At 71.9% G+C, this 25,063-nt stretch carries 24 protein-coding genes and 1 pseudogene; 14 read left to right on the top strand and 11 right to left on the bottom strand.

The genetic code is table 11. The annotated features are described in order from the left end of the window. The first annotated feature begins 193 nt into the window (after window positions 1-193). The 6 genes and pseudogenes from J2S42_RS16205 (at window position 194) to J2S42_RS16180 (ending at window position 4,496) form a co-directional block, all read left to right on the top strand. Window positions 194-1,684: a hypothetical protein gene (locus J2S42_RS16205; RefSeq protein WP_307240037.1), complete on the top strand. Its 1,491-nt coding sequence runs from the start codon at window positions 194-196 to the stop codon at window positions 1,682-1,684. Window positions 1,685-1,741: 57 nt separating this feature from the next. After that, window positions 1,742-2,032 (top strand): ATP-dependent Clp protease adapter ClpS, encoded by a 291-nt coding sequence (clpS, locus tag J2S42_RS16200; protein WP_307240035.1) that lies wholly within the window; start codon window positions 1,742-1,744, stop codon window positions 2,030-2,032. A gap of 16 nt (window positions 2,033-2,048) precedes the next feature. Then, entirely contained in the window at window positions 2,049-2,546 is a 498-nt protein-coding gene (locus tag J2S42_RS16195; RefSeq protein WP_307240034.1) for a DUF2017 domain-containing protein, read from the top strand. A 63-nt stretch (window positions 2,547-2,609) separates the two neighbouring features. After that, a pseudogene (locus J2S42_RS16190) lies at window positions 2,610-3,126 on the top strand (M67 family metallopeptidase). Window positions 3,127-3,201: 75 nt separating this feature from the next. Then, window positions 3,202-3,525 (top strand): MoaD/ThiS family protein, encoded by a 324-nt coding sequence (locus J2S42_RS16185; protein WP_306838685.1) that lies wholly within the window; start codon window positions 3,202-3,204, stop codon window positions 3,523-3,525. Window positions 3,526-3,530: 5 nt separating this feature from the next. Further along, window positions 3,531-4,496: a PLP-dependent cysteine synthase family protein gene (locus tag J2S42_RS16180; protein WP_307240030.1), complete on the top strand. Its 966-nt coding sequence runs from the start codon at window positions 3,531-3,533 to the stop codon at window positions 4,494-4,496. A gap of 1,409 nt (window positions 4,497-5,905) precedes the next feature. On the opposite strand, the gene J2S42_RS16175 is transcribed toward J2S42_RS16180, so the two are convergent. Further along, window positions 5,906-6,286, bottom strand: coding sequence for a hypothetical protein (locus tag J2S42_RS16175; protein WP_307240028.1), 381 nt, complete (start codon window positions 6,284-6,286; stop codon window positions 5,906-5,908). A 284-nt stretch (window positions 6,287-6,570) separates the two neighbouring features. Here J2S42_RS16175 and J2S42_RS16170 point away from each other — a divergent pair, with 284 nt between their 5' ends. The 6 genes from J2S42_RS16170 to sthA all read left to right on the top strand — a co-directional run bounded on the left by J2S42_RS16170 (window position 6,571) and on the right by sthA (window position 12,581). Further along, window positions 6,571-7,317 (top strand): MBL fold metallo-hydrolase, encoded by a 747-nt coding sequence (locus J2S42_RS16170; protein WP_307240026.1) that lies wholly within the window; start codon window positions 6,571-6,573, stop codon window positions 7,315-7,317. Between the two features lie 94 nt (window positions 7,318-7,411). Next, a complete protein-coding gene (locus J2S42_RS16165) occupies window positions 7,412-8,557 on the top strand; it encodes a glycosyltransferase family 4 protein (protein WP_307240024.1) in 1,146 nt (381 codons plus the stop codon). 4 nt (window positions 8,558-8,561) lie between these two features. Beyond that, a complete protein-coding gene (locus J2S42_RS16160) occupies window positions 8,562-9,800 on the top strand; it encodes a glycosyltransferase (protein ID WP_488193133.1) in 1,239 nt (412 codons plus the stop codon). A 9-nt stretch (window positions 9,801-9,809) separates the two neighbouring features. Continuing rightward, complete coding sequence (gene rph / locus J2S42_RS16155; RefSeq protein WP_307240022.1) at window positions 9,810-10,541, top strand: ribonuclease PH; 732 nt, start codon at window positions 9,810-9,812, stop codon at window positions 10,539-10,541. Then, window positions 10,538-11,146 (top strand): RdgB/HAM1 family non-canonical purine NTP pyrophosphatase, encoded by a 609-nt coding sequence (rdgB, locus tag J2S42_RS16150; RefSeq protein WP_307240020.1) that lies wholly within the window; start codon window positions 10,538-10,540, stop codon window positions 11,144-11,146. The genes rph and rdgB overlap by 4 nt, the downstream gene beginning before the upstream one ends. Before the next feature lie 19 nt (window positions 11,147-11,165). After that, window positions 11,166-12,581, top strand: coding sequence for a Si-specific NAD(P)(+) transhydrogenase (gene sthA, locus J2S42_RS16145; RefSeq protein WP_307240018.1), 1,416 nt, complete (start codon window positions 11,166-11,168; stop codon window positions 12,579-12,581). Window positions 12,582-12,785: 204 nt separating this feature from the next. Here sthA and J2S42_RS16140 read toward each other — a convergent pair whose 3' ends face one another. The 9 genes from J2S42_RS16140 to J2S42_RS16100 all read right to left on the bottom strand — a co-directional run bounded on the left by J2S42_RS16140 (window position 12,786) and on the right by J2S42_RS16100 (window position 22,469). Then, a complete protein-coding gene (locus tag J2S42_RS16140; RefSeq protein ID WP_307240016.1) occupies window positions 12,786-13,448 on the bottom strand; it encodes a histone deacetylase in 663 nt (220 codons plus the stop codon). 63 nt (window positions 13,449-13,511) lie between these two features. Next, a complete protein-coding gene (locus J2S42_RS16135) occupies window positions 13,512-14,228 on the bottom strand; it encodes a hypothetical protein (RefSeq protein WP_307240014.1) in 717 nt (238 codons plus the stop codon). After that, the gene (locus tag J2S42_RS16130; RefSeq protein WP_307240012.1) at window positions 14,228-14,767 is read right to left on the bottom strand and encodes a SigE family RNA polymerase sigma factor; all 540 of its coding nucleotides are present in this window, start codon (window positions 14,765-14,767) and stop codon (window positions 14,228-14,230) included. The genes J2S42_RS16135 and J2S42_RS16130 overlap by 1 nt, the downstream gene beginning before the upstream one ends. Before the next feature lie 36 nt (window positions 14,768-14,803). Next, entirely contained in the window at window positions 14,804-16,339 is a 1,536-nt protein-coding gene (hutH, locus tag J2S42_RS16125) for a histidine ammonia-lyase (protein ID WP_307240010.1), read from the bottom strand. Continuing rightward, window positions 16,336-17,502 carry an imidazolonepropionase gene (gene hutI, locus J2S42_RS16120; protein WP_307240008.1) on the bottom strand — a complete coding sequence of 389 codons (1,167 nt, stop codon included), beginning with the start codon at window positions 17,500-17,502 and terminating at the stop codon, window positions 16,336-16,338. The genes hutH and hutI overlap by 4 nt, the downstream gene beginning before the upstream one ends. Further along, window positions 17,490-18,800, bottom strand: a complete 1,311-nt coding sequence (locus tag J2S42_RS16115; RefSeq protein ID WP_307248794.1) for a formimidoylglutamate deiminase — start codon at window positions 18,798-18,800, stop codon at window positions 17,490-17,492. The genes hutI and J2S42_RS16115 overlap by 13 nt, the downstream gene beginning before the upstream one ends. Then, complete coding sequence (locus tag J2S42_RS16110) at window positions 18,797-19,990, bottom strand: allantoate amidohydrolase (RefSeq protein WP_307240007.1); 1,194 nt, start codon at window positions 19,988-19,990, stop codon at window positions 18,797-18,799. Before J2S42_RS16110 ends, J2S42_RS16115 begins: the two co-directional genes overlap by 4 nt. Then, window positions 19,987-21,609: a urocanate hydratase gene (gene hutU / locus J2S42_RS16105; RefSeq protein ID WP_307240005.1), complete on the bottom strand. Its 1,623-nt coding sequence runs from the start codon at window positions 21,607-21,609 to the stop codon at window positions 19,987-19,989. Before hutU ends, J2S42_RS16110 begins: the two co-directional genes overlap by 4 nt. Window positions 21,610-21,626: 17 nt before the next feature. Further along, on the bottom strand, window positions 21,627-22,469 hold the full coding sequence (locus J2S42_RS16100; protein ID WP_307240003.1) for a MurR/RpiR family transcriptional regulator: 843 nt from the start codon (window positions 22,467-22,469) through the stop codon (window positions 21,627-21,629). Between the two features lie 111 nt (window positions 22,470-22,580). Here J2S42_RS16100 and J2S42_RS16095 point away from each other — a divergent pair, with 111 nt between their 5' ends. Further along, a complete protein-coding gene (locus tag J2S42_RS16095; protein ID WP_307240001.1) occupies window positions 22,581-23,567 on the top strand; it encodes an expansin EXLX1 family cellulose-binding protein in 987 nt (328 codons plus the stop codon). A 16-nt stretch (window positions 23,568-23,583) separates the two neighbouring features. Here J2S42_RS16095 and J2S42_RS16090 read toward each other — a convergent pair whose 3' ends face one another. Beyond that, window positions 23,584-24,102 carry a GNAT family N-acetyltransferase gene (locus tag J2S42_RS16090; RefSeq protein ID WP_307240000.1) on the bottom strand — a complete coding sequence of 173 codons (519 nt, stop codon included), beginning with the start codon at window positions 24,100-24,102 and terminating at the stop codon, window positions 23,584-23,586. A 285-nt stretch (window positions 24,103-24,387) separates the two neighbouring features. Between J2S42_RS16090 and J2S42_RS16085 the strand changes: the two genes are divergently transcribed. Continuing rightward, window positions 24,388-25,026: an OB-fold-containig protein gene (locus J2S42_RS16085; protein WP_307239998.1), complete on the top strand. Its 639-nt coding sequence runs from the start codon at window positions 24,388-24,390 to the stop codon at window positions 25,024-25,026. Window positions 25,027-25,063 lie beyond the last annotated feature (37 nt).

Here is a 25,063-nt window from a genome sequence, read left to right as displayed (position 1 = left end):
GCTCCGCACAGTTACCGTAACGGCGGAATTGAGTAATGATCCACGAGTCCATTGAGTACCGCGGGATCTGTGGCGTAAGCGCGTGTTCACGTACCGTCTTCCCCAGCCGCGGGGCGCACCGTGCCGCGGCCTGCCGCGAGGCTCACCGTGCCGCGGCCTTGAATCCGGCGACCATCCGTTGAGGAGCCGCACCATGCAGCAGAGCGGGCCGACGCAGCAGAACGGGCCGATCCCGGCGCGGAACACCGCGCCGGCGGCGCCGAGGCAGCGCAGGTCGTCACGCCTGCGGGCCGCGCACACCGAGCCGGTCCCGGACGAGCCGATCGCACTGATGATCGTCGGTGCGCGGGACAGCGGCCGCGGCGGCGTGCTGGGCGCGCTGCTCGACTCGGCCGGTCCGCTGCTCGACCGGCCGGACGAGAGCTACCTGGTCGTGACGTACGGGCACAGCCGGGACATCTGCGCCTACGTGCCCGGCAACCGCCAGCCGCAGCCGTTCACGCCGCCACTGCCGGGTGAGGAGTCCGGCGCCCGGCCGCCGCGCCGGATCGAGCTGACCCTGCCGAACCCGTTGCTGCGCCACTTCGCGCTGGTCGACACGCCGGACGCGGAGCGCCTCTCCGCCGCCGGCACCCGGATCCTGCTGGACGCGGCGACCCGCGGCGGCGCCGTGCTCTACGTGATCTCGGCCGGCCACGACCTGGAGCCGGCCGAGGCCGCGCTGCTGACCGAGCTGCACCGGGCCGGCGTCGAGCTGTTCTTCGCGCTCACTCCGGCCGCGGACGGCACCTGGGGCGACGGCGCGATCGAGACCGCCATCAACGACGCGCGCGACGCCGTGATCGCGGCGGTACCGGCCGCCGTGGACGCCGGCTGGCACACGGTCGACCCGGCCGTGGCCGACACCGCGTTCCTGCGCCGGGCGCTGATCGAGTGGTCCGGACTGGAGGGTCTGGAGCGGGCCAGCTACAACCCGCCGGTCCCGCCCGGCTCCGGTCGCGTCGTGCGGGTTGCCCCGGACGCGGAACGCTCCGGCTGGGCCGAGCGCCTGGAGGACCTGACCCGGACGAACACGCAGCTGGTCCGGCAGCGGCTGGCCATCGAGATCGCCAACATCCACCTGCGCTGCGTGCAGGAGATCGTGTTCGGCAGCGGCTGTCCCGGGCTGCCCGCCGCTCTCGACCGCGAGATGGCCGCGCTGTCGCTGTCCGCGGTGACCGAGTGCGACGCCGCGGCCGAGAAGATCATTGATGACCTGCTGGAGCTGGTCCTGGAGGAGCCGGCCACCGAGGCGGCACGCCGCCGGGTGATCGCGGCGGTCCGGGACGGGTTCGCCGAGGACCGGTCCGCTCGCGATCTGGAGCGGGTGCTGCTGGTCACGAACACCGGCGGGGTCGCCACCGTGGCCGGTGAAGGCGCGGTCGCGGCGCTGGCGGCATACCGGACGCCCGGGATCCCGCGCCCGCTGCCCGAGCTCGGCATCGGGCTGTCCGGCGCCTGCTACACGTACTGGCGGCACCCGGCGAACCGGGACAACAACCGGGCCCGCTCGTGGCTCCAGCTGGCCATCCGCGGTGTCGAACTGGAGTTGCTGCGCGAGATCAGCCGGCGCTTCGAGGCCGTGCAGCGCTCACTCGGCGCGGTCCTGACGGACGCCGTCGACCACGGCATTCTGCTGAGTTGAGCGACTCGTCGTTCGGGTGGTTCCTCACCACAGCGGACTCGGTGGCACGATGGGGACATGGCGGCGCCGCAGATCGCACCGGTCGAAACGCCAGACATCGAAGAGCTCCCGGTCGAGGACCGTCCGTGGGTGACGATCGTCTGGGATGATCCGGTCAATCTCATGACGTATGTGACCTGGGTTTTCCAGAAGCTGTTCGGATACAGCCGAGAGAGGGCCGAGGAGCTGATGCTGGCGGTCCACCACAAGGGCCGGGCGGTGGTCTCGACCGGCGCCCGGGAGCGGATGGAGCACGACGCCTCCCAACTGCATGCCTATGGTTTGTGGGCGACGGTGGACCGGCAGTGACGGGAGGACGGTGAGCATGTTCCGGCGCCAGGGCACGCAGTGCGTGGCCAGCTTCGCCCAGGACGAGGTGCGCGTGCTGCGCAAGGTCGCGAGCGAGGTCGTGGGCCTGCTCACGGACGGCTTCGACCACGACGACCCGGTCGTCGGCCGGCTCTTCCCGGCGATCTACCCGGATCAGCCCGCGGAGAGCGAGGAGGTCCGGCGGTACACCGAGGGCGACCTCAAGACCGCGAAGATCGACCAGGCCGGCGCGATTCTCGCCGGGCTGCCCTCCGAGGGCGGCGGCGACGTCTCGCTGGACGCGGAGGAGGCCGAGGCGTGGCTGCGCGCGATCAACGACGCGCGGCTGGCGATGGGCATCCGGCTGGAGATCAAGCCGGAGACCGACCTGGGCGAGGAGCTGGACGACGCGGTCCTGCACGACCCCACGTCGACCCGGGTGTTCCAGCTCTCGGTCTACGCGTACCTCGGCTACCTGCAGGAGTCGCTGCTGCACGCGCTGATCGAGGGGTGAGCGCGGCGTGACGGGCGCCACGGGCCCCTCCGGGGGTCCGTGGCTCGGGGTAAAGTGGCGGTCGTGCTGACCATTGACCGGGCGATCCTCGACGCGATCGTCGCGCACGCCCGCCGGGACCACCCGGACGAGGCCTGCGGCGTGGTCGCCGGCCCGGCCGGCAGCGACCGGCCGGTGCGGCACATCCCGATGGACAACGCGGCCCGGTCGATGACGTTCTACGAGTTCGACTCGATGGAGCAGCTCCGGGTCTGGCGCGAGATGGACGACCGTGACGAGGAGCCGGTGGTCATCTACCACTCGCACACCGCCACGGAGGCGTTCCCGTCCCGCACCGACATCTCGTTCGCCGGTGAACCCGGCGCGCACTACCTGCTGGTCTCGACGCGCGAGCCCGACTCCGAGGAGATCCGGTCGTTCCGCATCGTGGACGGTGAGGTGACCGAGGAGCCGGTCGAGGTGCGGGATGGCACCATTGAATCCATGGAGCTGATGCCCCATGGTGCCTGATCCCCACGCCGTCCAGACGTACATGTTCGGCCAGAGTCCGACGACGGTCGATTACGAGTGTCGGCGCTGATCCTGCGCGCCCACAAGCCGTAATCGCCTTCCTTCTATCGTCGTCTGTCGATTCTTCCTTCAGGAGTACGCCACCATGGCCATCGAAGTTCGCATCCCCACCATCCTGCGCTCCTACACCGGCGGCGCGAAGGTCGTCGAGGGCTCCGGCGACACGCTCGCCGACCTGCTCACCGACCTCGACTCGCGCCACTCCGGCATCCGTGGCCGCCTGGTCACGCCGGAGGGCACGCTGCACCGCTTCGTGAACATCTACGTCAACGACGAGGACGTGCGCTTCCTCGGCGGCCTCGAGGCCAAGCTGTCCGACGGCGCGTCCGTCACCGTGCTGCCGGCCGTCGCCGGTGGCGCGTTCGGCTTCGCCGCCGCGGCCGCGCTGCTCGGCCACAACGGCCGCTAAAGATCATGGCGCGGTACGACAGCCTGCTGGACCTCGGTGGCGACACGCCGCTGATCGGACTGCCTCGCCTGTCGCCGGTGGTGCCCGACGGGGCGCCACCGGTCCGCCTGTGGGCGAAGCTGGAGGATCGCAACCCCACCGGCAGCGTGAAGGACCGCGCCGCCGCGTTCATGATCCGGGCGGCCGAGGAGGCCGGCCGGATCCGCCCGGGCGACACGATCCTGGAGCCGACGAGCGGCAACACCGGCATCTCGCTGGCCATGGTGGCGAAGCTGCGCGGCTACCGCTTGGTCTGCGTGATGCCGGAGAACGTCTCCGCCGAGCGCACCCAGCTGCTCCGGATGTACGGTGCGGAAATCATCTTCTCGCCCGCGGCCGGCGGTTCGAACCAGGCTGTCGCGACCGCGAAACAGATCGCGGCCGAGCACCCCGACTGGGTGATGCTCTACCAGTACGGCAACGAGGCGAACGCCCGCGCCCACTACGAGACCACCGGTCCGGAGCTGCTGCGCGACCTGCCGTCGATCACGCACTTCGTGGCCGGCCTCGGCACCACCGGCACGCTCATGGGCACCGGCCGCTACCTGCGGGAGAAGGTCGAGGGCATCGAGATCGTGGCCGCCGAGCCGCGCTACGGCGAGCTGGTCTACGGCCTGCGGAACCTCGACGAGGGGTACGTGCCGGAGCTCTACGACGCCACCGTGCTCACCCGCCGGTTCTCGGTCGGCACCCGCGACTCGGTGCTGCGCACCCGGCAGCTGGTGGAGGTCGAGGGGCTGTTCGCCGGGTTCTCCACCGGCGCGGTGCTGCACGCGGCGCTCAACGTCGCGCACGAGGCCGTGAAGGCGGGCAGGCGCGCGGACGTGGCGTTCCTGGTCGCGGACGGCGGCTGGAAATACCTCTCCACCGGCGCATACGGCGGCACCCTCGCCGAAGCCGAGGAGTCCCTCGAAGGCCAGCTCTGGGCCTGAGCGGTGCTCGCTGCCACTCAGCCTATTCGATCTTCAAGCGATCACGGTACGGCCGCCGCACCAACCGACTGGTGCTCGGCCGGCCGACTGGCTGGTGCGGTGACCGGCCGGCCTGCCGACGCGGCGGCCAAAGGGCCGCTGCGGCGCCCGGTCGGCACCCGGCCGGTCTGGCCTGGTCGGCATCCGGCGGATCGGGGATGTGGCGGGTCGGCATCCGGCCGGTCTGCGCCCGGCGGGTAGGCGCACTGTCGGCAGACATTCGGTTACTCACGCGGGCGAAGGCCGGCACATGGGCACGCCGTGCCCGAAACATCACGACAAGGGGCCGGGCTGATCGAGTCGGCCTCGCTTCCCCGCGTCGCCGAGGGCGACGGGCTCATTGAGCCTTGCTCATCCTGGTTGGCGGCCTGCGTTGATGGGGTCGAGGACCATGATCGCCAGGTGATGGCGGTGGCCCGGTGTGGTCTGCGGCGGAGCTTGGCCAGGAGCTGTCACTGCCACAGCGGAGCCGGAATGAAAGGTTGAATAGTGTAAATTTTTTACGCTGCGCGGCTCACGATCATTCGGGTGAAGTTGATGAATGATGATCGCCCTGGCCGACGGAATGCGTTGTAGCGCGTGCTGCTCGTCCGGGATGCATGAGCCGGCTGGCGGATCCCGGGGCCGTGGCGGTATGGCGCGTGTCGCTCGTCTGGGATGCATCAGTCAGCCGGCGGCTCCAGCCGTGGTGGTAGTGAGATCGAGCGCGTCCGCAACGAGCCGGCAGGACGAGCGTTTCCCGGACGTGACGCCATGCGGCCGACGGCCGGATCCCGCACCCGTGCGGTCAGGTGGCGCGGGTGCGGCCGTTACGCAAGTCCAAGCCTGATCGCCGGCGGGCAACGAGATCGCGGCGGGTTGAAACAGCGCGGAAAGGCTCTCTGGCCGGGGCGTCAGATCTTGGTCAACGGCTGTCATCAGGGGGCCTCACTCGCCGATCGCACCCTTCTCCAGCTGCAAGAACATGATGAAAGCCGCTCATTGGCCAATGCGCCCTCTCCTGCTGCGGCCGCCCTGCGGCAGTTGCGTGGATGTCGACGCGTCCGGCCGTGGACGGTTTGTGGCAGAGCGCGGCTCATGCCTGTCGTCCCGCGCCCGGCCGGGAACCGTTTGCGGCGGGTGCAGCTCGTGATCGTCGCCCGTGCCACTCGACTGAAGTCGATCACCGCACGTCCGGCGAGAGCGCCGCCCCGCTTCCGGCGGTCACGCGCAGGCCGTCCCGCAGGTGCGAAACGTGTGATCGCGCCACGCCTACGTCAAGATCAAATAAGCCGAGTGACCTCGGAACCGGTGCCCGCGGGAGCGTGCGGAAGCCGTCCCGCCGGAAGCGGAAAGATCAAGAATTTCGTTCTTGATCTTCCCGGAATCGGTTACAGCAGCGCGGACGCCAGGAGCGCGAGCGTCGCGATGGCCAGCATGATCCAGGGCAGCCGGCGGCGGTGGACGGACATGAAGGCGCCCACCGTGAGTGCGATCCCGGTCACACCCGCGCCGGCCATCGCCGGTTCGCGCCAGCCACCGGCCGTGTCGGCGAAGAGGGCCGCCAGGCCGCGGATCGCGACCGCGAGGCCGAGCAGCGCGAGCGCGCCGGCCCAGCAGGAGAGGCCGAGCAGGCGGCGGGTGGACGGCTCCGGGTCGGTCTCCGCGGGCATGCGAAACGCCGGGCCGGTGACCGGCGCACGCCGCTGATCAGGTAGATCGGTGGTCTCCGTGAACATCGGGAGCCAGCCGGTGGTGGGGGCGTCGGGCACGTCGTTACTCCGATCTCGGAAATGGAGCTGTGGCCGCGCCGGGGGGATACTCCTCACCCAGTGCAACGCCGCATGCGCACGCCGCGTAACGATCGCCGGGCCGGGATCGTCCGGAGCGCTTATCGCAATCCGTTGTCACCTTCGTGACAAGTTCGATCAGACCTTTATGTGCTGCACTGGTCACGGCGTAGGCTGCGCAGCGTGGTGGATTCTCGGCGGACGATCTCCGGCGTGCGTCCGATCCGGTGTGAGTCGACAGCGCAGCGTGACAACGGGGTAGCAGAATGCGATTGACCGTGCTTGGCTGTGCCGGCAGTTTCCCCGGTCCCGAGTCGGCCTGTTCCGCTTACCTGCTCTCGGTCGACGGCTTCAACCTGCTGATCGACTTCGGCTCCGGCTCGATGAGCGCGCTGCAGCGCTACGCCGGCCTGCACTCGGTGAACGCGATCCTGATCAGCCACTTGCACTGCGACCACGTGCTGGACGCCTGCACCTACGTGGTGGCCCGGCGGTACGCGCCGGACGGCCCGCTGCCGCCGCTGCCGGTCTACGCGCCGGACGGCGCGCCGGACCGGATCGCGACCGCCTACAGCCTCGACGAGGGCCCGGTCGACGACGTCTACACGTTCTACAGCCTGCAGCCCGGCACGTTCCCGATCGGCCCGTTCTCGGTCACGGTGGACCGGGTCAACCACCCGATAGAGACGTACGGCGTGCGCGTCGAGCACGAGGGCCGGGTGCTGGCCTACTCGTCGGACACCGCACCGTGCGACTCGCTGCTGCGGCTGGCCCAGGGCGCGGACGTATTCCTCTGCGAGGCGAGCTACCTCGACGGTGTCGACAACCCGCCGGACCTGCACCTCACCGGGCGGGAGGCGGGCGAGATCGCGGACAAGGCCGCGGTCGGCCGGCTGCTGCTGACCCACCTGGTCGCGGCGTGGGGCAGCGAGGCGCTCACCCAGGACGCGGCGCAGGCCGCGTTCAGCGGCCCGGTGGAGATCGTCCGGCCGGGTGCGCGCTACGAGATCTGACCCATCGACCGCGGTGGCGTTTCTTGCACCAGTGTTCGCCGTCTGGACAACCGGCTTTCAGCTCCCGCACCGGACGTGACCGCACGGTGAGCCCATGCGTATCGCGATCATCACGGAGTCGTTCCTGCCGGACGTCAACGGCGTCGCGCACTCCGTCGTGCGCGTCGCGGAGCACCTGGTCAGCCGGGGCCACGAGCCGCTCGTCATCGCGCCCAACCCGGCGATGACGACCCGCCGCGTGCTGCCGGCCACCGACTACCCGGTGGTCCGGGTGGCCAGCTTCCCGATGCTGGGGTACAAGGATTTCCGCCTCGGGCTCCCGGTGCCCAGGATTGCCGAGGCGCTCGATGCGCACCGGCCCGACGTCGTGCACCTGGCCAGCCCGTTCTTCCTGGGCGGCCGTGGCTCCGTGCTGGCCGCTCAGCGCGGCCTGCCGACCGTCGCGGTCTACCAGACCGACGTGGCGGCGTACGCGCGCCTCTACAAGCTCGGCTGGGGTGAGGCCACGGCCTGGAAGTGGATCAGACAGATCCACAACACCGCCGACCGTACGCTGGCACCCTCCACCGCGTCCGCCGAGGCGCTGATCGCGCACGGCGTCTCCCGGGTCTGGCTGTGGCGGCGCGGCGTGGACGTCGAGCGGTTCCGCCCGGACCACCGCTCCGAAGCGGTCCGCCGCGCGCTCGCGCCGAACGGCGAGCTGATCGTCGGCTACGTCGGCCGGCTCGCCGTGGAGAAGCGCGTCGACCTGCTGGCCCGGACCAGCCGCCTGCCCGGCGTCAAGGTCGTCATCGTCGGCGACGGGCCCGCGCGCAAGGAGCTGGAGAAGGCGGTGCCGGACGCGCTGTTCCTCGGCGCCCGTCACGGCGAGCAACTGGCCCGGCTGTACGCCAGTATGGACGTCTTCGCGCACACCGGGCCGCACGAGACGTTCGGCCAGACCGTGCAGGAGGCGATGGCGTCCGGTCTGCCGGTCGTCGCGCCCGCGGTCGGCGGCCCGGTCGATCTGGTCCGGCCCGGCGTCACCGGCGAGCTGGTGCCGCCGGAGGACGCGGCCGCGCTCGCCGACGCGGTCGCCGGTCTGGTCGCTGACGACGAGCGGCGAGTCGAGTTCGGACGGGCCGCACGGGCCACCGTGGCCCGCCGAAGCTGGGCGGCCGTTGGCGACGAACTGCTCGGGCATTACGCTGCCGTGGTCGCCGGTCCCGGTGTGCCGGCGCCCGTGCAGATGGCGGCCTGAGGCCGTGTCCATCCTGCACGCCAGTCTTGACCAGGAGGTTCTCCCGGTGCCGATCCCCGGCCAGCGCGCGTCGTCGGAACCCAAGACGCCGCCGAGCGGCCTGCGCATCGTCCGGCTGGCGAACTTCGTCATGTCCCGCTCCGGGGGACTGCGCACCGCGCTGCGCAACCTCGGCGAGGGCTACCGGGCCGCCGGGCACGAGCCGGTCCTGGTCGTGCCCGGCAAGAAGGCCGGTGACGAGATGACGTCCTACGGGCGCGTCATCACGCTGCCCGGCACGATGGTCCCGCGGACCGGTGGCTACCGGCTGATGCTCGGCCGCCGCCGGCTCTCCGCGGTGCTGGAGGAGCTGCGGCCGGACCGGCTGGAGGTCTCCGACCGCAGCACGCTGCGCTGGACCGGCGACTGGGCGAAGGCGCACGGCGTACCGTCGATGATGGTGTCGCACGAGAGCCTGGCCGGCCTGCTGAACGTGTGGGGCGTGCCGTCCGGCGCCGGCGGGCGCGCGGCGGACGTGCTGAACGCGCGCACCGCCCGCCAGTTCGACACGATCCTCTGCACCACCGCCTGGGCCGCCGCGGAGTTCAAGCGGATCGGCACGCCGAACCTGGTCGAGGTCCCCCTGGGGGTGGACCTGGACGGGTTCACCCCGAAGCATCACGACCCGGCGATCCGCGCCCGGTTCGCCCGGGACGACGAGGCGCTGCTCGTGCACTGCAGCCGCCTCTCCCCGGAGAAGCGGCCGGAGCTGGCGATCGACGCGCTGGGCGCGCTGCTCGCATCCGGCGTCAAGGCGTCGCTGGTGGTGGTCGGTGACGGCCCGCGGCGTGCCGCGCTGGCCTACAAGGCGGCGCGGCTGCCGGTCCGGTTCGCCGGCTTCATCAACGACCGTGCCACCGTCGCCGGGCTGCTGGCCAGCGCGGACGTCGCGATCGCACCCGGGCCGGTGGAGACGTTCGGCCTGGCCGCGCTGGAGGCGCTGGCCTGCGGCACGCCGGTGGTGGTGAACGCGGCCAGCGCGCTGCCCGAGGTGGTCGGCGACGCCGGCATGGCGGTGGCCGGCACCGGCGCGGCATTCGCGGACGGCGTGAAGGAGCTGCTGGACCGGCCGGAGCGGGAGCGCCGGACGGCCGCGCGGGCCCGGGCCGAGCAGTTCGGCTGGCCGGCCGCGATCGAGGGCTTCCTGCGGGCGCACGGCGCGCGCCAGGACACCCGCGAACAGCGCTCGGTGGCCAGCGAATAGGCTTCCGCCATGGCTCGTCCCGATGGCAGAACGCCCGACCAGCTCCGACCGGTGACCATCGCCCGGCGGTGGAGTCCCAATCCGGAAGGGTCGGTGCTGGTCGAGTTCGGCGCTACCCGGGTGCTCTGCACCGCCAGCGTCACCGAGGGGGTGCCACGCTGGCGGAAGGGCTCCGGCCTCGGCTGGGTGACCGCGGAGTACGCGATGCTGCCGCGCGCCACCAACTCCCGGTCCGACAGGGAGAGCGTGAAGGGCCGGATCGGCGGACGCACCCACGAGATCTCCCGGCTGATCGGCCGCAGCCTGCGCGCCTGCGTCGACCTCAAGGCGCTCGGCGAGAACTCGATCGTGCTGGACTGCGACGTGCTGAACGCGGACGGCGGCACCCGCACCGCCGCGATCACCGGTGCCTACGTGGCACTGCACGACGCGGTCACCTGGATGTCCGGGAAGAAGATGCTCGGCGGCCGTACCGTGGAGAAGGTCGTGCACCGGTCCGTGGCCGCGGTCAGCGTGGGCTTGATCGGCGGTGAACCGCGCCTCGATCTGTGCTACACCGAGGATGTGGCGGCCGATGTGGACATGAACATCGTCTGCACCGGCGAGGGCGACTTCGTCGAGGTTCAGGGCACCGGCGAGGCGACCGTCTTCGGGCGCGCACAGCTCGACGCGCTGCTCGACCTCGGCGTGGCCGGCTGCGCCGACCTGGCGGAGGCTCAGCGGAAGGCGCTCTCGGCATGACGAAACTGCTCCTGGCCACGCGGAACGCGAAGAAGCTCACCGAGCTGCAGAGCATCCTGGACGCAGCGCTCGGCGCCAGCCGCGTCCAGCTGGTCGGCCTCGACTCGGTGCCGGAGTACCCGGAGGTCCCGGAGTCCGGGCTGACGTTCGGCGAGAACGCGTTGATCAAGGCGCGTGAGGGTGTCCGGCACACCGGCCTGCCCACGGTCGCGGACGACTCCGGCCTGACCGTGGACGCGCTCTCCGGCATGCCCGGCGTGTTCAGCGCGCGCTGGTCCGGCCGGCACGGCGACGACCGGGCCAACACCGACCTGGTGCTCGCCCAGATCGGCGACGTGCCGGAGCAGCACCGCGGCGCCGCGTTCGTCTGCGCGGCCGCGCTGGTCCTGCCCGGCGGCAAGGAGCACCTGGTGGACGGCCGGATGACCGGCCGGCTGCTGCGTGCGCCGCGCGGCGAGGGCGGGTTCGGCTACGACCCGGTCTTCATCGCCGACGGCCAGCAGAAGACCAACGCGGAGCTGACGCCGGAGGAGAAGAACGCGATCAGCCACCGTGGGAAGGCGTTCCGCGCATTGGCCAAAGTTATCGCCAAGGAACTGACCTGATCCGTAACGGTTTCAGGGCATGATGAGTGACGTGTACGACTTCGACGTCCTGGTGCTGGGATCGGGCCCGAGCGGGCAGAAGGCCGCGATCGCCGCGGCGAAGCTGGATCGGCGGGTCGCCATCGTCGAGCGGCGCAACATGATCGGTGGCGTGTGCATCAACACGGGCACCATTCCGTCCAAGACGCTGCGCGAGGCCGTGGTCTACCTGACCGGCCTCAACCAGCGAGAGATGTACGGCCGGGACTACCGTGTCAAGGACGACATCACGGTCGGCGACCTGAGCGCGCGCACGTCGCACGTGATCGGCCGCGAGGTCGAGGTGATCCGCAGCCAGTTGCAGCGCAACCGGGTGCGGCTGCTCACCGGCACCGGCTCGTTCTTCGACGCGCACACGGTGTCGGTCGACGACGAGAGCGGCCGCGAGACCAAGGTGACCGCGGAGAAGATCATCGTGGCCGTGGGCACCAAGCCGGCCCGGCCGTCCACCGTCGACTTCGACGACCGGACGATCATAGATTCCGACGGCATCATCAACCTCGAGCATGTACCGAACTCGATGATCGTGGTCGGTGCCGGTGTGATCGGCATCGAGTACGCGTCGATGTTCGCCGCGCTCGGCACCAAGGTCACCGTGGTCGAGCGTCGTGACCGCATGCTCGAGTTCTGCGACCTGGAGATCGTCGAGAGTCTCAAGTACCACCTGCGCGACCTGGCCGTCACGTTCCGGTTCGGCGAGACCGTGGCGTCGGTCGAGCGGCACCCGCGCGGCGCGATCGCGCTGCTGGAGTCCGGCAAGCGGATCGGCGCGGACACGGTGATGTACTCGGCGGGCCGCCAGGGTCTCGGCACCGACCTGAACCTGGAGAGCGCCGGGCTGGCGGCGGACAACCGCGGCCGCATCTCGGTCAACGAGAACTACCAGACCTCGGTCGACCACATCTACGCGGTCGGCGACATCATCGGCTTCCCGGCGCTCGCGTCCACCTCGATGGAGCAGGGCCGGCTGGCCGCGCACCACGCCTGCGGCGAGCCCGCGCGGGACATGCACCAGCTCCAGCCGATCGGCATCTACACGATCCCGGAGATCAGCTTCGTCGGCCGCACCGAGGACGAGCTGACCGAGGCGCGCATCCCGTTCGAGGTGGGCATCGCCCGCTACCGCGAGCTGGCCCGCGGCCAGATCATCGGCGACTCGTACGGCATGCTCAAGCTTCTGGTCTCGCCGGACGACGGCAAGCTGCTCGGCGTGCACGTCTTCGGTACCGGCGCCACCGAGCTGGTCCACATCGGCCAGACCGTGATGGGGTGCAACGGCACGGTCGACTACCTGGTCGACGCGGTCTTCAACTATCCGACGCTGGCCGAGAGCTACAAGGTCGCCGCGCTCGACGCGATGAACAAGATGCGTCACATCCACCGCATCGCGACCTGAGGGCGGGCTCAGGTCTGGTTTAGGGCGGTCCTGTTCATTGCGGGCGACGGGAGCTGGTGGGGCCTGGGACGACGCCGCCTGGCCGTACGCCTACTGACGCATCCGGCTGGGAGTGCCCACCGCTCGGGAGAAATCGCACCGAGCCGCTCCGGACAGAGCCTCCGTGACCACGCCGGAAGCGGAGAATCCGCGCTCGAAAGGTTTTCAGGCGCCGTCGGGATCCGGGGCGGCGAGGCGCATGCCCAGCTCGATGCCGCGCTCGGCCAGCATGGTCAGCTCCGGGATGCTCTGGGTGACACCGGGGCGGGTGGCGAGGTGGACGGCGATCTGGGTGGGGCTCCAGGAGTGGGCCTCGTGCAGGCCGCTGGAGATCATCTCCAGGTAGCGCGGAGCGGGGGCGTTGAGCGCGGCCGACGCAGCGGTCCACGGGGCGGTGAAGGTGATCAGCGGGTGGCCGTCCAGGTCGCCGGCGTGGACCAGGGTCTCGTAGCGGCCGTCGCCCATGGTGAGGTGGCCGTCGGCCAGGACCGGCGTGAGGTCGAGGTCGGTGCCGGGCGGGCGGTACATCTCCTGGGCCGCGATGTCGGAGAACTGCGACAGCGTGACCAGATAGCTGCGGGCCGCGGCGGTGCCGGGAAGATGCCGGTCGTAGAACGCGGCGCCGCCGGTCCACGCGGGTGACTCGCCCGCGAAGTAGATGCCGCCGGGCAGCGTCGACCCGACCGTGCGGCGCGGCGGCGACGAGTCCCGGCAGCCCGGATAGGTCCGGCGCCCGCCCGGTGGCCGGCCCCCGCCGAGGTAGTAGCCGAGCCGCGTGGCGTGCATGTTCGAGCCGTAGGCGGTGTACCAGACCAGAGGCGGAGCCATGCCGCGACCCTACGGAGCCGGTGCCCGGCCCGGCGAACCGCCGGGCCGGGCGGGAGGGCGGCGCTAGTAGCCGCGCTCGGCCACGTAGGCCGCGACCGTCTCCGGCGCGACGTCGATGCCGCCGGCGATCTCGGTCATCTGCACCTCGGTCAGCTTCATGTCCGGCCAGAACTGCACGACCATGTGGACCGACGGCGCCACGGTGATGAAGTACCGCGCGCCCGGCTCGCGCTCGCCCTCCGACGTGCGCGGCGCGTCGAGGTGGAAGAGGGCGTTCTTGCCGCCGACCGAGATCTTCTCGCTGTCGCCGGGCACGGCCTCGGGGCCCGCCAGGTAGACCGCGATCTTGTAAATGAACGCCTGCGGGTTGTCCAGGACCGAGTCCGGGACGTCGCTCAAGCGCACGCTGGGCAGCTGCTCCGGCGCTAGAACCAGCGCATGCTCGTTCTGCGTCTGGACCGTGTAGCCCTGCGGGACCTTGTCGATGGTGAAGCCCTCCGGCTGCTCGCCGGAGTAGGCGACCAGCTGGACGCCGGACGCACTCGCCTCCGCGAGAGCGGGGGCGGGGACGGTGGCCGGCGGGGTGCCGGCCGGGCCGGTGACGGTCAGCGCGAACGCGGTCGCGATCGCCGCGACCCCGACCGCGGATCCGGTGGCGACCCGCGCCGCCCGGCGGCGCCGGACGGCCTTGCGACCGCGGGCCAGGTCGCCCTCGATCGCGGCGGCCGACGGTTCCTCGATCGTGCCGCCGAGCCGCTGCATACGGCTGTGGAGATCCATTAGCGGACCAACTCCTCGGTGTGCTGGGGCGGTGTGGAACGAGGCGCCGCGGGCCGCTCCAACGCGGCCCGCAGCTTGTCCAGGGCCCGGGCCGTCTGGCTCTTGACCGTGCCGGTCGAGCAGCCGAGCGCCGCCGCCGTCTCCGCCACGCTGAGCTCGTGGAAGTAGCGGAAGACGACGGCGGCCCGCATGCGCGCCGGCAGCTCACCGAGGGCGCGGGCGAGTTCCGGATCCGTGTCGGCCGTCACGGATCCGGAGTCGGCGCGCTCCGGCAGGCGCTCGGCCGGTCGCTCGAAGCGCCACCAGGCGCGGCGGCGCTCCGTGATGAACGCGTTGACCAGCACCCTGCGCAGGTAGCCGTCCGGGTTGTCGGCCCGGAGGAACGCCGCCCAGGAGACGTAGAGCTTGGTCAGCGCGGTCTGCACGAGGTCCTCGGCCAGATGCGGGTCGCCCGCGGTCAGCAGCCGCGCGGTGTGCAGCAGATGTCCACGCCGCGCGGCCACGAACGCGTGGAATTCCGAGCCCCTGTCCTGTTTCACGTTCACCATGACCGAGTCGCCGCCGAAAGGGTTGCATCAGGCGAGTGGCCCGACCGTCTCCTCGATCGAGGACCGCAGTGCCGGCCCGGCGATCACGGTACGCGCCGCCTCCATCGCCGGGGCCAGGAAGATGTCCGGTCCCGGCGCACCCGCGAACGCGGCCACCGCGTCGACCGCGAGCCGCCCGGCCGGGGACGGTGTGAGCGGCGCCCGGAGCTGGATGCCGCGGACCGCGCTGAGCAGCTCGACCGCGAGGATGCTGGTCAGGTTGTCCAGTACGGTGCGCAGTTTCTTGGTCGCGGCCCAGCCCATCGAGACGTGGTCCTCCTGCATGCCGCTGGTCGGCAGCGAGTCGACCGAGGCCGGTGCGGCCAGCCGGCGGTTCTCCGCCACGATGCCCGCAGCCGTGTACTGCGCGATCATCAGGCCGGAGTTCACGCCCGCGTCCGGGGACAGGAACGGCGGCAGGTCGCGGTTGCGGGTGACGTCCAGCAGCCGGTCGACGCGGCGTTCCGCGATCGCACCCACCTCCGCGGCCGCGATCGCCAGGAAGTCCGCGGCGAAGCCGAGCGGCGCGCCGTGGAAGTTCCCGGTCGACTCGACGCGGCCGTCCGGCAGTACCACCGGGTTGTCCACCACGGAGACCAGCTCGCGGGCCGCGGTGGTGGTGACGAACCCGAGCGTGTCCCGGGCCGCACCGGCCACCTGCGGCGCGCAGCGCATCGAGTACGCGTCCTGCACCGCGTGCGCCACGTCGTCCCGGTGCGAGTCCATGATCGCCGAGCCCTGCAGCAGCCGGTGGATGTTCGCCGCGGACGTGGCCTGGCCCGGGTGCGGGCGGATGGTGTGCAGCTCCGGCAGGAACGGCCGCTCCGAGCCGAGCATCGCCTCGACCGCGAGCGCCGCGGTCACGTCCGCCATGGTGAACAGGTGCCGGGCGTCCTCGATCGCGAGCAGCAGCATGCCGAGCATGCCGTCGGTGCCGTTGATCAGCGCGAGCCCTTCCTTGGCGCCCAGGTCGATGGGGGAGAGGCCGGCCTGGGCGAGTGCCTCGGATGCGGCCATCCGGGCGCCGTCCTTGCCGAGCACCCAGCCCTCGCCGAGCAGCACCAGCGCGCAGTGCGCGAGCGGTGCCAGGTCGCCGGACGCGCCGAGCGAACCGTGCTCCGGCACCCACGGCGTGATGTCGTGGTTGAGCAGGTCGATCAGTGCCTGGGCGAGCAGCGGGCGGACACCCGAATGGCCCAGGGCCAGCGACCGTACGCGCAGCAGCATCATCGCCCGGACCACCTCGCGCGGCATCGGCGCGCCGACGCCCGCGGCGTGCGACCGGATCAGCGCGTGCTGCAGCTCCGCCCGCCGTGACGGGTCGATGAACGTGCTGGCCAGCGCGCCGAAGCCGGTGGAGACGCCGTAGACCGGCCGGCCACCCGCCTCGATGCGGTCGACGATGTCCCGGCTGCGGGCCATGCTGTCCCGCGCCTCCGACGAGATCGTGACCGTGGCGGCGTCGCGGGCCACCGCGATCACGTCGGTGGCGGAGACCCCGAGCGGGGTGACGATGACGGTCATAGCTTCACTCCGTTGTGCACGACGTCGCTGATCAGGGGCACCCCGGGCCGGTAGGCCAGGTGCAGGTACGAGGGGGCGTCCAGGACGATCAGGTCGGCGCGCTTGCCCGGTGCGATCACGCCGATGTCGTCGCGGCGCAGCGCGCGGGCGCCACCGGCGGTCGCCGCCCAGACCGCCTCGGCCGGTGTCATCCGCATCTCGCGGACCGCGAGCGCGATGCAGAACGGCATCGACGACGTGTACGACGACCCCGGGTTGCAGTCCGTGGCCAGCGCGACCGTGGCGCCCGCGTCGAGCAGCCGGCGCGCGTCCGGGTACGGCGACCGGGTGGAGAACTCCGCGCCCGGCAGCAGCGTCGCCACCGTCCACATCCCGGCCAGCGCCTCCACGTCCGCGTCGGTCAGGTGGGTGCAGTGGTCCGCGCTGGCCGCGTCCAGCTCCACCGCCAGCTGTACGCCCGGCCCGGGCCCGAGCTGGTTCGCGTGCACCCGGACGCCGAGCCCGGCCGCCTTGCCCACGGTGAGGATCGCCCGCGCGTGGTCGGCGTCGAACGCGCCGGTCTCGCAGAACACGTCGATCCACCGGGCGTACGGCGTGGCCGCGTGCAGCATCGGCCCGCAGACCAGCGACACGTAGTCGTCGACCCGCGAGGCATATTCCGCCGGGACCACGTGCGCGCCGAGGAACGTGGTCTCCTCGCTCAGCTCGCGGGCGATCCGCAGCGACCGGGCCTCGTCCGCGACGGACAGCCCGTACCCACTCTTGATCTCGATCGTGGTGGTGCCCTGCCGCAGCGCCTCGGCCCGCAGCCGGCCGGCCGCCTCGCGGAGCTGGTCGTCGGTGGCCGCGCGGGTGGCCGCGACCGTGGTCCGGATGCCGCCGCCGGTGTACGGCTCGCCGGCCATCCGGGCCGCGAACTCCGACGCCCGGTCCCCGGCGAAGACCAGGTGAGAGTGGCTGTCCACGAAGCCGGGCAGCACCGCCCGGCCGTCCGCGTCGAGGCGGTGGTCGGCGGCGGGCGCGTCCGCGGACCGGCCGACCCACACGATCTTGTCGGCCTCGGTGACCACCGCCGCGTCCTTCAGCGTGGTCAGGTGTCCGCGTGCGCAGCAGCCGGGCTCGTTGGTGACCAGCTCGCCGATCCGGTCGATCAGGAGAGCCATGCGATCGCCTCCCGCAGCTCGCGCGGCACGTCCAGGCGGGTGTGGCGCCCGTCCCGGACGATCCGGTCGCCGTCCACGATCACGTCGGTGACGTCTGCGGCGCTCGCGGCGAAGACGATCCCGGCCGGGTCGGTCCCGGCCGTGCGCGCGGACTCCAGCGTGACCGTCACCAGGTCGGCGCGCGCACCCACGGTGATGGTGCCGGCGTCGTCCCAGCCGAGCGAGGCATGCCCATCCGCGGTCGCGGCCTGCATCAGCGCGCCGGCGGTGAAATGGCCACGGTGCTCGGTACGCAGGCGTTCGTGCAGCTCCACGGCACGCGCCTCCTCCAGCGGGTCGATGACGGCATGACTGTCGCTGCCGGTGCACAGCGGTGACCCGGCGGCGGCGAGGGCCGCGGCGGGACCGATCCCGTCGCCGAGGTCACGTTCCGTGGTGGGGCACAGGCATGCGCGGGTACGGCTGCCGCCCAGCGTCGCCACGTCGCGCTCGGTGAGGTGGGTGGCGTGCACGACGGTGGTCCGCGGCCCGAGCGCACCGGCCTCGGCCAGCAGGGCGGTGGGGGTGCGGCCGTGCGCGGCGACGGCCGCGTCGTTCTCGGCACGCTGCTCGGAGAGGTGGACGTGCAGTGGGGCGCCCCGGCCGGCGGCCCACGCCGCGACCTCGGGCAGCTGGTCACGCGGGACGGCACGAACGGAGTGGATGGCGGCACCGACCAGGGCGTTCTTCCCCGGTTTGAGGACTTCGACGCGGTCGACCCACGCGGTCGCCGACCCGTCGCCGAACCGGAGCGCCGCCCCGTTCAGCGGCTCGCCCGACACCGACGCCGTCAGGTAGCAGGTGTCCAGCAGCGTGATCCGGATCCCGGCCTGCGCCGCCGCCTCGATCAGCGCCGCGCCCATCTCGTTCGGGTCGTCGTAGCGCTGCCCGCCCGGACCGTGGTGCAGGTAGTGGAACTCACCCACGCAGGTGATCCCGGCCAGCGCCATCTCCGCGAACACGGCTCGGGCCAGCCGCAGGTAGGAGCCGGGGGTGAGCCGCGCCGCGACCGCGTACATCTGCTCCCGCCAGGTCCAGAACGTGCCCCGGCCCGCGTGTGTGCGCCCGCGCAGCGCCCGGTGGAACGCGTGCGAGTGCGCGTTCGCCAGACCGGGCAGCGTCAGCCCGGCCAGCCGTTCCGCGTCCGGTGGCCGCGGCACGCCCGGCGTCACCGACGTGAACCGGCCGCCGTCCGCGGTGATCAGCACATCCGCGACCGGAGCGTCGCCCAGCCAGGCGAGGTCGGCGTGCCAGGTCATCGGCATGCCAGCTCCGCCAGCACGTCCGCGAGCGCCTCGACGCCGGCCTCGCAGTCCTCGTCGTCCGCGCGCTCGCCGGGCGCGTGCGAGACACCGGTCGGGTTCCGCACGAACAGCATCACGGTCGGTACGAACCCGGACAGCACGCCCGCGTCGTGCCCGGCGCCGGTCGGCAGCACCGGTGTCTTCTCGCCGAGCACGGTCACGCACCGGTCGATCAGCCGGTCCGAGAAGCCGACCTCGCCGGTGGTGGACTCCGCCGTGATCGTGACCGTGGTGCCGTCCTTCGCGGCCCGCGTCGCGATCTTGGTGCCCAGGCCGGCCAGCAGCTCGTCCAGCATGGCCGTGGTGGCGGCGCGCGCGTCCAGCCAGCCGGTCACCCGGGACGGGATCGCGTTCGTCGCGTTCGGATGCACCGCGACCCGGCCGACCGTGGCGTGCGCGCCGTGCGTCCGCGCGTCCTTGTTCGCGGCCAGCACCGCGAACGCGTAGGTCAGCATCGGGTCCCGCCGGTCGCCCATCAGCGTGGTCCCGGCGTGGTTGCCCTCGCCGGTGAAGTCCATCCGCCAGCGCCCGTGCGGCCAGATCGACGAACCGACCCCCACCGGTACGGTCAGCGCCCGCCCCTGCTCGACGTGCAGTTCCACGAACGCGGCGATGCCGGTCAGCGGCACCGGACCGAGCCGCGCCGGGTCGAAGTCGTAGCCGGCCATCGCCTCGGCCAGCGTGACACCGGCCGCGTCGGTGAGCGCGCGAGCCCGCTCCGGGTCGAACGTGCCGGTCATCAGCCGGGAGCCGAGGCAGGCGACACCGAACCGGGAGCCCTCCTCCTCCGCGAACGCGGCGATCCGGACCGGCCGGACCGGCGTGACGCCCCGCGCGCGCAGCAGCTCGATCGCGAGGAACGCGGAGACGATGCCGAGCGGCCCGTCGTAGGCGCCACCGTGCGGCACGCTGTCCAGGTGGCTGCCGGTGACGACGGCCGGCCCGGTGGCGCCGGCCGGGTTCCAGGTGGCCCACATCGTGGTGTTGCCGTCGACCTCGAACTCCAGGTCCCGGTAGCGTGCCTCGGCCTCGAACCAGGTGCGCAACTCCCACTCGGGCGGCGTCCAGGCCAGCCGGACATATCCGTCCTTCGCCGTGCCGCCGATGTCCGAGATCTCGTGCCAGAGGTCGGTGAAAGCGCTCATGACGCCGCCATCGGGATCTTGATGCCACGCTCGGCCGCCACGGAGGCCGCCTCGGGATAGCCGGCGTCCACGTGCCGGATCACGCCCATCCCCGGGTCGTTCGTCAGTACCCGCCGGATCTTCTCCCCGGCCAGCGCGGTCCCGTCCGCCACGCACACCTGACCGGCGTGCAGCGACCGGCCGATCCCGACACCGCCGCCGTGGTGCAGCGACACCCAGGACGCGCCGCTCGCGGTGTTGAGCAGCGCGTTCAGCAGCGGCCAGTCCGCGATCGCGTCCGAGCCGTCGCGCATCGCCTCGGTCTCCCGGTAGGGCGACGCCACCGAACCGCAGTCCAGGTGGTCGCGGCCGATCACGATCGGCGCGCTGACCTCGCCGGACGCCACCATCTCGTTGAACCGGACGCCGGCGCGGTCGCGCTCGCCGTACCCGAGCCAGCAGATCCGAGCCGGCAACCCCTGGAACGCCACGCGCTCCCCGGCCAGCGCGATCCACCGGGCCAGCGACTCGTTCTCCGGGAACAGGTCCAGCACCGCGCGGTCGGTGGCCGCGATGTCCGCCGGGTCGCCGGAGAGCGCGGCCCACCGGAACGGGCCCTTGCCCTCGCAGAACAGCGGCCGGATGTAGGCGGGCACGAACCCGGGGAAGTCGAACGCGCGCTCGTAGCCGCCGAGCTGTGCCTCGCCGCGGATCGAGTTGCCGTAGTCGAAGACCTCCGCGCCCGCGTCCTGGAACCCGACCATCGCCGCCACGTGCGCGGCCATCGACGCCCGCGCCCGCTCGGTGTGTTCCTCCGGCGACAGGCCGGCCGGGTCGCCGAGCGGCACGTAGGAGAGCGGGTCGTGCGCCGAGGTCTGATCCGTCACGACGTCGATCTCGACGCCGCGCCGCAGCAGCTCCGGGAAGACGGCCGCCGCGTTCCCCGCGACGCCGATCGAGACGGCCCGGCGCTCCTTCTTCGCGGCCAGCGCCAGCGTGACCGCCTCGTCCAGGCCGGACGCGACCTGATCGAGGTAGCGGGTCTGCACGCGGCGCCGGAGCCGGGCCGGGTCCACGTCGACGATCAGGCAGACGCCGCCGTTCATGGTCACCGCGAGCGGCTGCGCGCCGCCCATCCCGCCGCAGCCCGCGGTGAGGGTCAGCGTGCCCGCGAGGGAGCCGCCGAACCGCTTCGCCGCCACGGCCGCGAACGTCTCGTAGGTGCCCTGGAGGATGCCCTGGGTGCCGATGTAGATCCACGAACCGGCCGTCATCTGCCCGTACATGGTCAGGCCCAGGTTCTCCAGCCGGCGGAACTCCGGCCAGGTCGCCCAGTCACCGACCAGGTTCGAGTTGGCCAGCAGTACCCGCGGCGCCCACTCGTGCGTACGGAACACGCCGACCGGCCGCCCGGACTGCACCAGCAGCGTCTCGTCGTCGGCCAGGTCGCCCAGTTCACGCACGATCGCGTGGTACGACGGCCAGTCCCGCGCGGCCCGCCCGGTGCCGCCGTAGACGACCAGGTCGTCCGGCCGCTCCGCCACGTCCGGGTCGAGGTTGTTCATCAGCATCCGCAGCGCGGCCTCCTGCGGCCAGCCCTTGGCGGTGCGCGTGGTGCCACGTGGCGCCCTGATCGCCATCCTTCTCAACCTCCAGGCTAGGGAACGAAGATCTGCCGGCGTACGGCGGACGACTCGAACTCCTCCAGGCGGCGCTGGGTCTCCTCCGGCACCGCGTCGCAGATCGCCTGCAGCAGCACCATGGCGAGCGTCATCGGCGCGGTGTGCAGGTCGAAGACCAGGCCGGCACCCACCGGCGCGGTCAGCACGCACTCGGCCCGTTCCGCCGCCGGGCTGACCGGCGAGTCAGTGATCACCACGGTGCGCAGGCCGAGCGCGCGGGCCTCGCCCAGCGCGTCCAGCGCCTCGCGCGGATACCGTGGGAGCACGATCGCCAGCATGGCGGTCGCACCGGCCGCACGGGCCTGTTCCAGCCGATCGGTCAGCAGCGTGCCGCCGGAGTCGAGCACCCGCACGTCCGGCAGCACCTTCGCGGCGAAGAACCCGAAGTACGCGGCGAGTGGCGCGGCGGCCCGTAGCCCGAGCACCGGCAGCGGCCGCGACCCGGCCAGCAGCGCGCCCGCCTCGGTGAGCCGGCTCGGGTCGGTGAGGTCGTCGGCGAGGCGGCCGAGGTTCGCGCTCTCCCGCCGTACCGCATGCTGCACTTCGTCGGGCTTGTGGTCCTGGTTCTCGGCCGGGGACGCGGTGGCGGCCTCGCGCAGCAGCTGGCGCAGTGCCGGGTAGCCGTCGTGGCCGAGCGCCATCGCGAACCGGGTGACCGAGGGCTGGCTCACACCGGCCAGATCGGCCACCTCGGCCGCGGACAGCCATGCGGCCGCACCGGCGTGCTGGATCAGCGTGTGCGCGATCCGCCGCTGGGTGGGCGTCAGCCGGGCGTCGGCGAAGAGCGCGAGCACCCGATCTGCGCCCTTTTCATTCATGGAAGGATCGTATGCATGAAAGTATTCACGAGCAACCACCGGGTGACGTTCTCTTAGGTTCTGATTAGAAATCTGGCCTCCGCTACGTACCGTGCGGAAGCATCCCAGGACGTGCATGACGAGACGACTCTGCTGTCCACGCTTCCCGGCAAGCGCCGCCGGCCGCGCTCGATGGTCACCTGGCTGGCCGCCGCCGGTGTCGCCGCGCTCGCCGGGGTGGTCGGGCTGGCGCTGATGCTGCAGACCGGCTCGTCCGCCGCGTGCGCGGCCGCGCTGAGCGGCAAGGCCACGTTCTACGACATCGCCGGAGGCGGCGGCAACTGCTCCTACGACGGCCCGCCGGCCGACCTGATGCACGTGGCGATGGGCCCGGGGGAGTACGCGGACGCGGCCGCCTGCGGTGGATACCTGAACGTGACCGGCCCGAAGGGTTCGGTCCGGGTCAAGGTCGTGGACCAGTGCCCGGAGTGCGCGGCGGGCCACATCGACCTCAGCAAGGAGGCGTTCGCCAAGATCGGCAACCCGGTCGACGGCATCATCCCGGTCACCTACACCACGGTCGCGAACCCGCCGCTGCCCGGCCCGCTCACGTTCCGGGTCAAGGAGGGCGCGTCGCAGCACTGGTTCTCGGTGCGGATCGACAACACCGGCAACGCGCTGCGCTCGGTGCAGGCGAAGACCGCGGGCGGCAACTTCGTGACGCTGCAGAAGTACGACTACAACTACTGGCAGGCGGACAGCGGCCTCGGCCCCGGGCCGTTCACCATCAGGGCCACCGACACGCAGGGCAACACCGCGACCGTGGACGGCGTCAAGCTCGCCCCCGGCAGCACCCAGTCCAGCGGTGTGAAGATGTACGGCGCCGGTGCGAACACCGGCTCGGCCTCCGGCGGCGACGCCGGCGCCCCGGCCGCGCAGGCCGCCCCGGCCCCGGCCAAGGCGGCACCGAAGTCCGCGTCCCCGTCGCCCTCCGCCTCGGCGTCCGCCTCCGTGTCCCCGTCGGCCTCCGCGTCCCCGTCCGCCACGGCCGGTGCGGAGATCGGCGTGCAGCCGCTGGCCGCCGCCACGCTGGACGTGCAGAAGACCTCCTGCGGCTGACCGCGGCCGGGCCCGGTCAGCGGAGCGGGAGCCACATGTGGATCTCGTCCCGGTCGTCGCCGGGCCCGACCCGGATCGCGCCCGGCACCCGGCCGACCTCCTTGTAGCCGGCGCGCTGGTAGAACCGCTCGGTGTCATTGCCGGCCCGGACCGTGAGGTGCAGCGCCTCCAGACCGGACTCACGCGCCACCCGCTCGGCCTCGGCGAGCAGCGCCCGGCCGTACCCCCGGCCCTGCCGGTCCGGGTGGATCATCACGCGCTTGAGCGTGCGCCAGTGCATCCGCAGCCCCGACCGGTTCCCGGTGAAGAAGAGCAGCCCGACCAGCCGGTCCCCGTCCCGCCCGACCAGCAGCCGATCCTCCCCGTCCGCCAGGGACTCGAACGTCGCCCGCGCCACCGCCGCCACCGCATCCCGCTCGACCGGCGGCACGAACCCCACCGCACCCCCGGCCTCGGACGCCGCGTGCCACAGGTCGACGATCTCCTCCCGGAGCCGGTCGTCCAGCTCCGGATCCACCTGCCACGTCACGCTCATCCCATCATTTTCATAGCCGAGAGCCACTGTCTCGCTACGCCGTGCCCGAATTGGGATCGGCATCTCATGACGAAATCGCATAAAAGCCGCCCGGGTACGTGACGGCGCCGCCGCGGGCCGGCGGGCAGTCCCGGTCATCCGGAGGCCGCCGACCGGCCTCGGCTGAACGGTCGATCGTGACCTTGACCCGCTGTGCCATCATCATCTTTGTCGAAAAGATGCAGGTCATGGCCGTCCGGGCGGTGACCGCGCGTGACAACGGGCCACGGGGAGGCTGCTGCCACGATGGGCGGATTCATCGATGCCGCGCTGGGGTTCCCGGCGGTGTTGTTCAGTTTCCTGCTCGTCGTCGTGGTCGGCTACTGGGTCGTGGTGCTGATCGGCGGTGCCGACGTGGACGGCCTGGACGGGGATGCGGGTGAGGCCGGCGGGCTCACCGGGTTCTTCGCCTGGCTCGGGCTCGGTGGCGTGCCGGTTACGGTGATCATCTCGCTGATGGTGGCGTTCGCCTGGTTCGCGAGCCTGGCCGGGACCGTGGTGCTCGGCACCACCGATCTGAACGGTGGCGTCATGATCGTGCTGTCGCTGCTGGTGATTCTGGTGGCCCTGGTCCTCGCGTTCGGCATCACCCGGGTGCTGGCCGGGCTGCTGTCCCGCCTGATGCCGGTCGGCCCGCAGCCGTCCCGCGGCGACTTCATGGGCGCCACCTGCGTGGTCCGCACCGGTTCGGTGACCGCGACGTTCGGTCAGGCCGAGGTGCACGCCAAGGACGGGTCCTCTGCGATCGTTCAGGTTCGCCAGCCGGGTGCCGAACCGTTCCGAGCCGGGTCCAGGGCCGTCATCTACGACTTCGACGCCCAGGGTGAATTCTTCTGGATCATGCCGGTGGACGCGGTTCCCGGCCTTTCCGAACATTCCGCGTAACAGACGCGCGTTTCTCATATCCCAAACCCCCCACGAA

The organism is Catenuloplanes indicus (assembly GCF_030813715.1).
In the GTDB taxonomy this organism is placed as follows: Bacteria; Actinomycetota; Actinomycetes; order Mycobacteriales; family Micromonosporaceae; genus Catenuloplanes; species Catenuloplanes indicus.
This window is presented reverse-complemented; position numbering and strand designations above follow the sequence as displayed.

Excerpts from the sequence above, each read along its gene's own strand:
- J2S42_RS16205 (WP_307240037.1), top strand. The coding sequence starts at position 194 with ATGCAGCAGAGCGGGCCGACGCAGCAGAACGGGCCGATCCCGGCGCGG.
- clpS (WP_307240035.1), top strand. The coding sequence starts at position 1,742 with ATGGCGGCGCCGCAGATCGCACCGGTCGAAACGCCAGACATCGAAGAG.
- J2S42_RS16195 (WP_307240034.1), top strand. The coding sequence starts at position 2,049 with ATGTTCCGGCGCCAGGGCACGCAGTGCGTGGCCAGCTTCGCCCAGGAC.
- J2S42_RS16185 (WP_306838685.1), top strand. The coding sequence starts at position 3,202 with ATGGCCATCGAAGTTCGCATCCCCACCATCCTGCGCTCCTACACCGGC.
- J2S42_RS16180 (WP_307240030.1), top strand. The coding sequence starts at position 3,531 with ATGGCGCGGTACGACAGCCTGCTGGACCTCGGTGGCGACACGCCGCTG.
- J2S42_RS16170 (WP_307240026.1), top strand. The coding sequence starts at position 6,571 with ATGCGATTGACCGTGCTTGGCTGTGCCGGCAGTTTCCCCGGTCCCGAG.
- J2S42_RS16165 (WP_307240024.1), top strand. The coding sequence starts at position 7,412 with ATGCGTATCGCGATCATCACGGAGTCGTTCCTGCCGGACGTCAACGGC.
- rph (WP_307240022.1), top strand. The coding sequence starts at position 9,810 with ATGGCTCGTCCCGATGGCAGAACGCCCGACCAGCTCCGACCGGTGACC.
- rdgB (WP_307240020.1), top strand. The coding sequence starts at position 10,538 with ATGACGAAACTGCTCCTGGCCACGCGGAACGCGAAGAAGCTCACCGAG.
- sthA (WP_307240018.1), top strand. The coding sequence starts at position 11,166 with ATGATGAGTGACGTGTACGACTTCGACGTCCTGGTGCTGGGATCGGGC.
- J2S42_RS16140 (WP_307240016.1), bottom strand. The coding sequence starts at position 13,448 with ATGGCTCCGCCTCTGGTCTGGTACACCGCCTACGGCTCGAACATGCAC.
- J2S42_RS16135 (WP_307240014.1), bottom strand. The coding sequence starts at position 14,228 with ATGGATCTCCACAGCCGTATGCAGCGGCTCGGCGGCACGATCGAGGAA.
- hutH (WP_307240010.1), bottom strand. The coding sequence starts at position 16,339 with ATGACCGTCATCGTCACCCCGCTCGGGGTCTCCGCCACCGACGTGATC.
- hutI (WP_307240008.1), bottom strand. The coding sequence starts at position 17,502 with ATGGCTCTCCTGATCGACCGGATCGGCGAGCTGGTCACCAACGAGCCC.
- J2S42_RS16115 (WP_307248794.1), bottom strand. The coding sequence starts at position 18,800 with ATGACCTGGCACGCCGACCTCGCCTGGCTGGGCGACGCTCCGGTCGCG.
- J2S42_RS16110 (WP_307240007.1), bottom strand. The coding sequence starts at position 19,990 with ATGAGCGCTTTCACCGACCTCTGGCACGAGATCTCGGACATCGGCGGC.
- hutU (WP_307240005.1), bottom strand. The coding sequence starts at position 21,609 with ATGGCGATCAGGGCGCCACGTGGCACCACGCGCACCGCCAAGGGCTGG.
- J2S42_RS16100 (WP_307240003.1), bottom strand. The coding sequence starts at position 22,469 with ATGAATGAAAAGGGCGCAGATCGGGTGCTCGCGCTCTTCGCCGACGCC.
- J2S42_RS16090 (WP_307240000.1), bottom strand. The coding sequence starts at position 24,102 with ATGAGCGTGACGTGGCAGGTGGATCCGGAGCTGGACGACCGGCTCCGG.
- J2S42_RS16085 (WP_307239998.1), top strand. The coding sequence starts at position 24,388 with ATGGGCGGATTCATCGATGCCGCGCTGGGGTTCCCGGCGGTGTTGTTC.